Origin of the sequence: Pontibacter rugosus (assembly GCF_042678745.1) — a bacterium.
GTDB classification, from domain to species: Bacteria; Bacteroidota; Bacteroidia; order Cytophagales; family Hymenobacteraceae; genus Pontibacter; species Pontibacter rugosus.
The window spans coordinates 1-6,058 of sequence record NZ_JBHTLD010000255.1 but is presented as its reverse complement, the minus strand read 5'-3'; the positions used below and the strand labels follow the sequence as shown (position 1 = coordinate 6,058).

The 6,058-nt window shown below is 52.3% G+C and carries 5 protein-coding genes; all 5 read right to left on the bottom strand.

Annotation, left to right across the window (positions count from 1 at the left end; genetic code table 11):
• Window positions 1-200: 200 nt before the first annotated feature.
• Complete coding sequence (locus ACFQ2O_RS19200; RefSeq protein ID WP_377531815.1) at window positions 201-506, bottom strand: DUF6122 family protein; 306 nt, start codon at window positions 504-506, stop codon at window positions 201-203.
• Between the two features lie 224 nt (window positions 507-730).
• Window positions 731-1,525: a DUF6503 family protein gene (locus ACFQ2O_RS19195; protein ID WP_377531812.1), complete on the bottom strand. Its 795-nt coding sequence runs from the start codon at window positions 1,523-1,525 to the stop codon at window positions 731-733.
• 6 nt (window positions 1,526-1,531) lie between these two features.
• Entirely contained in the window at window positions 1,532-2,335 is an 804-nt protein-coding gene (locus tag ACFQ2O_RS19190) for a hypothetical protein (RefSeq protein WP_377531809.1), read from the bottom strand.
• A gap of 88 nt (window positions 2,336-2,423) precedes the next feature.
• The gene (locus tag ACFQ2O_RS19185) at window positions 2,424-4,982 is read right to left on the bottom strand and encodes a multicopper oxidase domain-containing protein (RefSeq protein WP_377531806.1); all 2,559 of its coding nucleotides are present in this window, start codon (window positions 4,980-4,982) and stop codon (window positions 2,424-2,426) included.
• A 446-nt stretch (window positions 4,983-5,428) separates the two neighbouring features.
• Entirely contained in the window at window positions 5,429-5,656 is a 228-nt protein-coding gene (locus ACFQ2O_RS19180; protein WP_377531817.1) for a four-helix bundle copper-binding protein, read from the bottom strand.
• Window positions 5,657-6,058: the final 402 nt, after the last annotated feature.

Here is a 6,058-nt window from a genome sequence, read left to right as displayed (position 1 = left end):
ATAATTAAAGTATTCAGAATTCTAAACGGTTATAAACAGGGTAAAACCTGGCACATCCACAGTATGAAGCAAGCCACCCCCTTCTCTATCAAGCAACAGGGTACCCACCTGTTCCTTCTCAGCTGTAAGCTGTCCTGTTATACCAGACCCGATAAGGATAAGTTTTACATATTTTACAGCACTATTTACACATTTGTGGATCAAATGCATTCCAGCCAATCCATTATAATATGTATCACAAGACCCAACCCAACGAGCCTTGTTTTAGGAAACAGGCACAGTAACACATAAAGTGGAATCACCCAATAGCTGTGCAGCGGGTGAAAGCCCACGCTGCACCTGTCCGGATCTACGATGGGATCAGCTAGGAGGTGGTCCAGGTCTATGAGGATGGCTGCAAACATCACCAAAGCGGCCCGCTTAAACCTGGGGCGAAAGAACAGCCAGGCAACTGCCACAGGCACTATCAGGTGCAAAACAAGGTGCCACAGAAAACCAATGTTCATGCTATAAAAGTTTAAGTAAAGGAGAAAGGGAAAGCCGACACAACGGCTGGCTTGCCTGTTTATAACTACCTGCTGGCTGGAACAGAAGCAACTTACTTTTGCCAAGTCAAATAACGGCTCCTCCTGCAGGCTTTCCTAGCTTGTATCCCTGTGACCTGGAGACGCCACTTTTCCTCTTCCTTTTAGGAAACGAGGTGCGATGTTTCCTGCATCCCCTTCCGGTATTAAGGTGTCCCGGTTTGGAAGGTTATGTTTTTTAGGTTTATATCCGAGAGCTTTCTAAGCCCACCGTTTTCAAAGGCTACGTCCATCTTCTCCAGGGTTACTGTGTCGGAGGCTGCCTCGTAATTCACGTAGTCGGCAAACAGGACACCCTTCATGTTCCTTCTGTTGTGCGCTTCCCTGAAGCGCAGGCCTCCTTCGTTTACCTGGAAGCTGTAGGCCAGGTAATCCATGGTGTACTTGGCCGGGTGTATCCAGTAAATATACTCGTCTTCATGGTCGCTCCCGCCGCCTTCCAAGTCGAACGTAACTTTTATCTTGTGGTAGGGCTGCCCTTTAATGCTTGTTTTTCCCAGGTAGGCTTTGTTTACGGCAGCGTCATTCAAGCCGTAGGGCAGCAGGGCAAAGTAAATGACGGAATTCACTGAGTTTGCGTACGCTTTTTTTCGCTCCTCTGTCAACTCCACTTTGCGGCCATCAATTTCGCGGTAAAAGCCGTCGTTGCTCAAGACGTCCCGGACCTGGCCCAGCGAATCGCTAAACTCCCGGGTGTAAACGTAAGCCCCATCCTCCCGAAGCGCAGTGTAATGCCTGTCTCTGAAGTCGAAACTTACCGACATCCTGTTAAACAGCTCGCCTCCGTGTGCCGCTATCGCTGCGTCTACTATTTCCTGGGCCTTACCCGGGGACGCTTTCTCCCCCTGTCCGTCAGTAGAAGGTTGGCAGGACACCAGCATTACCAGAAGCGACAGGGAGAGGAACAGATTCCGGTTGCTTTGCCAGTTTAGTTTTATCATGTCCGTTTAGTTACTGATTTTCCTTTTTAATTTTCTTACAGAAGGGGACGAAACATAGTAGAGGGCAAACCCCGAGAGCACGGTGAAAAGCCCGAAGATGGAGAACGCCCTGAGCAGGATGTTGCCGAAGTTATCTCGGCCCTCGTAATCCATGGTGTGCAGCATCCACAGAAAATCAAACAGGCGCCATTGGTTGTGGCGGATCGCCTGGAAAGTACCTAATTCGGCGGAAACGTAGACCGTGCAGTTAGGCGCAGCAAACGTAACGGCCCAAGCGGGCAGCGGCTTCTCCCGGTATTCATGGTGCGCCCCTACGGCTGTCAGGTACTCTACCTTCTCCACGGTGCCAGGGGCTATAACGGTTTTTTTCGCAACGCGGACAGCATCCGCCCTGCCAAGTGGAGCCAGCAACTGACCAGTCACGGCGTTGGCTAGCTGTACTTTTACGCTGCTGTGGCCTGTGCTGTGCGAGTCGTCCTCCTGCTCAGAGTGGCTGGCGCTTTCTCCTGCGAAATACCGGATCTGGTAAGCTGGGCTTCCAGGCAGGTCAATGAGTTGTAGGGAGTGAATGGAATCGACTTGTGTGGCACTCTGCAGTTCACCTAACGCCTGCTGTGGCGAAACCAAGCGTACAGTAGCGGGGAAATACGTTTTGTCTCTCCTAAGGTGGTCACCATGTACGTTCTCTATGTCATTCCAACTGAAGTACAGGCCTCCCAAGGTCCAGAAGAGGAACTGAACTCCTAAAAGAATGCCCAGGTAGCGGTGTACTTTTCGAGTGTAGTAGCTGCTTTTGTTCTTTAGCTTCATAGAGCTAATATATTCATTAAATGCATACTAGATCAACTCCATTTCCCGTGGCTCTACTTGCCGGCGAAAAACAGCGTCCTTAGCCCCTTTAAAACCGTACGGTCAGCCCTCCGCCAGCCCCGAAGCGGTTGTCGTAGCTGCCCATCAGCGAGAAAGTTTTTGACATGAGGTACTCCAGCCCTACGTTCCAAGTCGTTTCGCTTCGGTAGTTGTCTACTCTGCCCGTGCCTTCCTCCGGAGCGAAATCGCTTACCCAGCCGAAGTCCGCCTGGTACTCATACTCCCCGAACAGGAAGGTGCGCGGAAAAATCAGCACCTCGCGGCTTAGGCTGACCTGTGGCCGCAGTTTGTTGTCAAGGCGCACATCGAGGTTGAACATGTAGGGCGTCAGGTATCGGATACCGGCAATGGCGGTAGTCTCCACTTTCTCCATGCTTTCTTCCTTCTCGTTCTCCACGTTCACACCGACAAATACGTTCAGGTAATCGTAGAGGAACCTGCCGTAGGTAAGCTCCGCCTCCAGGTTTTTGTTCCAGCCATATTCTGCCGACAAAGTAAACTGGTTGCGCAGATTCGACAGCACCATCCTGGTCTCACCCATATGCGAGGCCAGGTCAACGGCACCCCAGAAGAAAAAGTGGTTGCTTTTGTTTGTCAGGATGTTGAGCGGGTACCGTTTCATGCGTGGGTCGCGAGGCGTGTCGTAGCTAAAGATGCGGGCCATACCCGCATCCAGGTGATAGAGAATATGGCAGTGGAAGAACCAGTCTCCGTACTCGTTGGCGTCAAACTCGATCACCACCTTCTGCATCGGCGCCAGGTTCACCGTGTGCTTAAGTGGGGAGTACTCTCCGTGCTCGTTTATTACCCGGAAAAAGTGGCCGTGCAGGTGCATGGGATGGTGCATCATGGTCAGGTTGTTAAGCGTAATGCGGGTCACCTCGCCCTTTCGTATCTTTATTTTGTCTGCCTCCTTCAGCGGCACCCCGTTTATGCTCCATATATAACGCACCATATTTCCCGTCAGGTTCAGCAGTATCTCCCGGACAGGCTTATCGGCTGCAAAGTCGGTAGGCTCTGTGGCCTTTAAGTAATCATAGTTGTATTCGTCGAACATGTTCATGCCTGGCATCGCGCTCATGTTCACGGTGCTGTCCTGGGGCATCCCCTGCAGCGCCATTCCCTTGTCCCTGCCGGGCTCCCCCGTTTCCATTCCGGGCTTAGTGTGGTTCATTTTTGTGTGGTCCATACCTTTTACTGCAGCAGAGTCCAGTCTCTCTTCCTTCATTTTGCCTGCAGGCATGCCGTGCATCGAGTGGTTCGCTCCTGTAGGGCTCGCAGTGGTGTCTTTTTGCACAGCACCAGCTTTGCTGCGTTTGCTCATGTCCCGCTTTTGCCCTGACTGCTCTTGTTGATGCGCCGGCATATCATGCCCCCTCTCTGTTGCTTCTTTCGTCTGTGTTTGCCTTTCGGCACCGCTCATCCTGGTGTGGTCCATATCCATTCCCCCGTCCATCTGCATGCCCCACTCCTGCATCATCTCATAAGGCTCTTCTTCACTGGGGTTGAACTTGGTGGCCGGAGCCCCCATCCTCATGTCCATGGCAGCCATTTGCTGCATCATGGCTATCTTGTCGGGCCGCGGCACACCTGGTGCAGGAATAACAGGACCCTGCCCAAGAAAAGCGGAGGTGTGGCCGGAGCCGTCCTGTGCGGTGGCCCGCAGCTCTATTTTCCCGTTCTCGGGAATCGTCACCAGAAAGTCGTAGGTTTCAGCAACGGCGATAAAAGCGGGACTGTGCTGCACCGGCACCACATCCAGTCCGTCAGCGGCAATCAAAAGCGGCTTTTCCCCGCCGAAGGTCAGCCAGAACTGGCTGGAGGCGGCCGCGTTAATCACCCGCAGCCGCACCCTCTGTCCCGGTCTGAGCTCCGGGTACTCCCGCACGGGCTGTCCATTGGTCAGGAAAGCGGGGTAGTAGATGTCAGAAATGTCCGCTCCCTCCATGCGCTGCCTCCAGAAGCTGAGCTGAGCCCCCAGCGCTCCCCGGGCGATGACCATGCTAAGGGGTGTGGAAGTGCCTTTCTGGATGTCATATATCTCCAGGCCCCGCTTCAGGTTCCTTAGCACGTTCTCCGGCTTTTCGTACGTCCAGTCCGACAGTACGATCACCAGGTCAGTATCATAGGCCATCCGCTCCTCCTTTGCCTCAATAACGATAGAGCCGTACACACCCGACTGCTCCTGCAGGCCTGTGTGGGAGTGGTACCAGTACGTGCCGGCGTGCTTGAGCGGGAACTCGTACGTGAACGTTTCCCCAGGCGGTATCGGTGGCGTGGTCAGGTAGGGAACGCCGTCGTAGAAGTTGGGCAGCAGCAGGCCGTGCCAGTGCACCGACGTCTCCACATCCATTTCGTTGGTGACGTGCATGACAGCGTAGTCGCCCTCGGAAAATCGCAGAGTGGGGCCGGGAATGGTACCGTTAATGGTCATGCCCGTACTGGACCTGTCGGCGATTTTAACTTGCTGCTGATTGATCGCCAGGCGATATACCACTGTGTCGGCCTGTGCGGCAGCCTCTCCTCCAAAGAGGGAAAGCACGCACACAAGAACCGTAACCATGGCAGCGTATTCTTTTATTTTCATAGTGCTAACTTATAATGGTCGATCAATCCACAGTACTTGTTTAAAAGGAGCTTAAGCATTGCGGTTTACCTACTGTGTGCTGGTTGTGAAAACATACAATAGCAGTTATATCTAAAGAGTGCAGGTAGTAAAAGGCCCGTATTTGCCTGTGTACTACCTGCACTTCCGTGCATAGCAATACCTTGTTAGTACCGCACGTGACCACGTGCTATTCCTGTTCTGCACTTCTGGCTGCAGCTGTAACCACAGGTACTAGGGCTTTAAAAGCTGAGCACCATGTGCGGACAGGATTTGAAGAAGCTGCTGTCGTTGTTTGTGAAAATTGGGTTACTGGATGTGTACAGCAGCACTTAGAACACTGCTGCTGGCTTCGCCTTGACAGTGCCTAACGTAAGAAGCGGTTTACGCACGCGCAAACCGCTTCTTATACTGAAATTAACCGCTCCCTACGCTGTTTGATACTGCTCACAGGCCTCGGCGCACTTAAAGCAAGCCTCTGCACATTCCTTGCAGTGAGCAGCCTCGTGTCTGTTGCACTCTTCCCCGCAGTCCCTGCAAATTCTAGCGCACTGCTGTAGTATCTCCCCAGCATAGCGGGAGTCACGGGATACATAGTCCAAGGCCGCCTTGCAGATGGCGGCGCAGTCTAAGTCCAAACGGATGCAGGGCACCATCATTTTGATATCTTCTTCCTGAAGACAGGAAATGGCGCAGTTATTACAGGCCGCAGCGCACTCAGCCAAAGTTCTTATCAAGTCTTTGTTCATAGTATGTTATGTTTCAATAATACATCTTTTGCTTTATACCCAAACGGGAGCCCTATGTTTTACATATTTAAGGTTGTTTTTTATACATTTTTTGAAGCTCTACTGTGCCATCGTGCAGCGAAGTGCCCGTAAGAGCGCTATAACAACCGTTGCCAGCGAAACAGCAGGCACAGCTCTTGCGCCCACTGTAGCACGGCCCGCTAACCCCCCCGGGGCAATTTCGTTTAGCAGACAGGACTAAACCAACTGGCCTTTCATGAATATTTTGTATTTTTCTCTTGGAGCGCTTGTTTTTGTCATCACAGCACT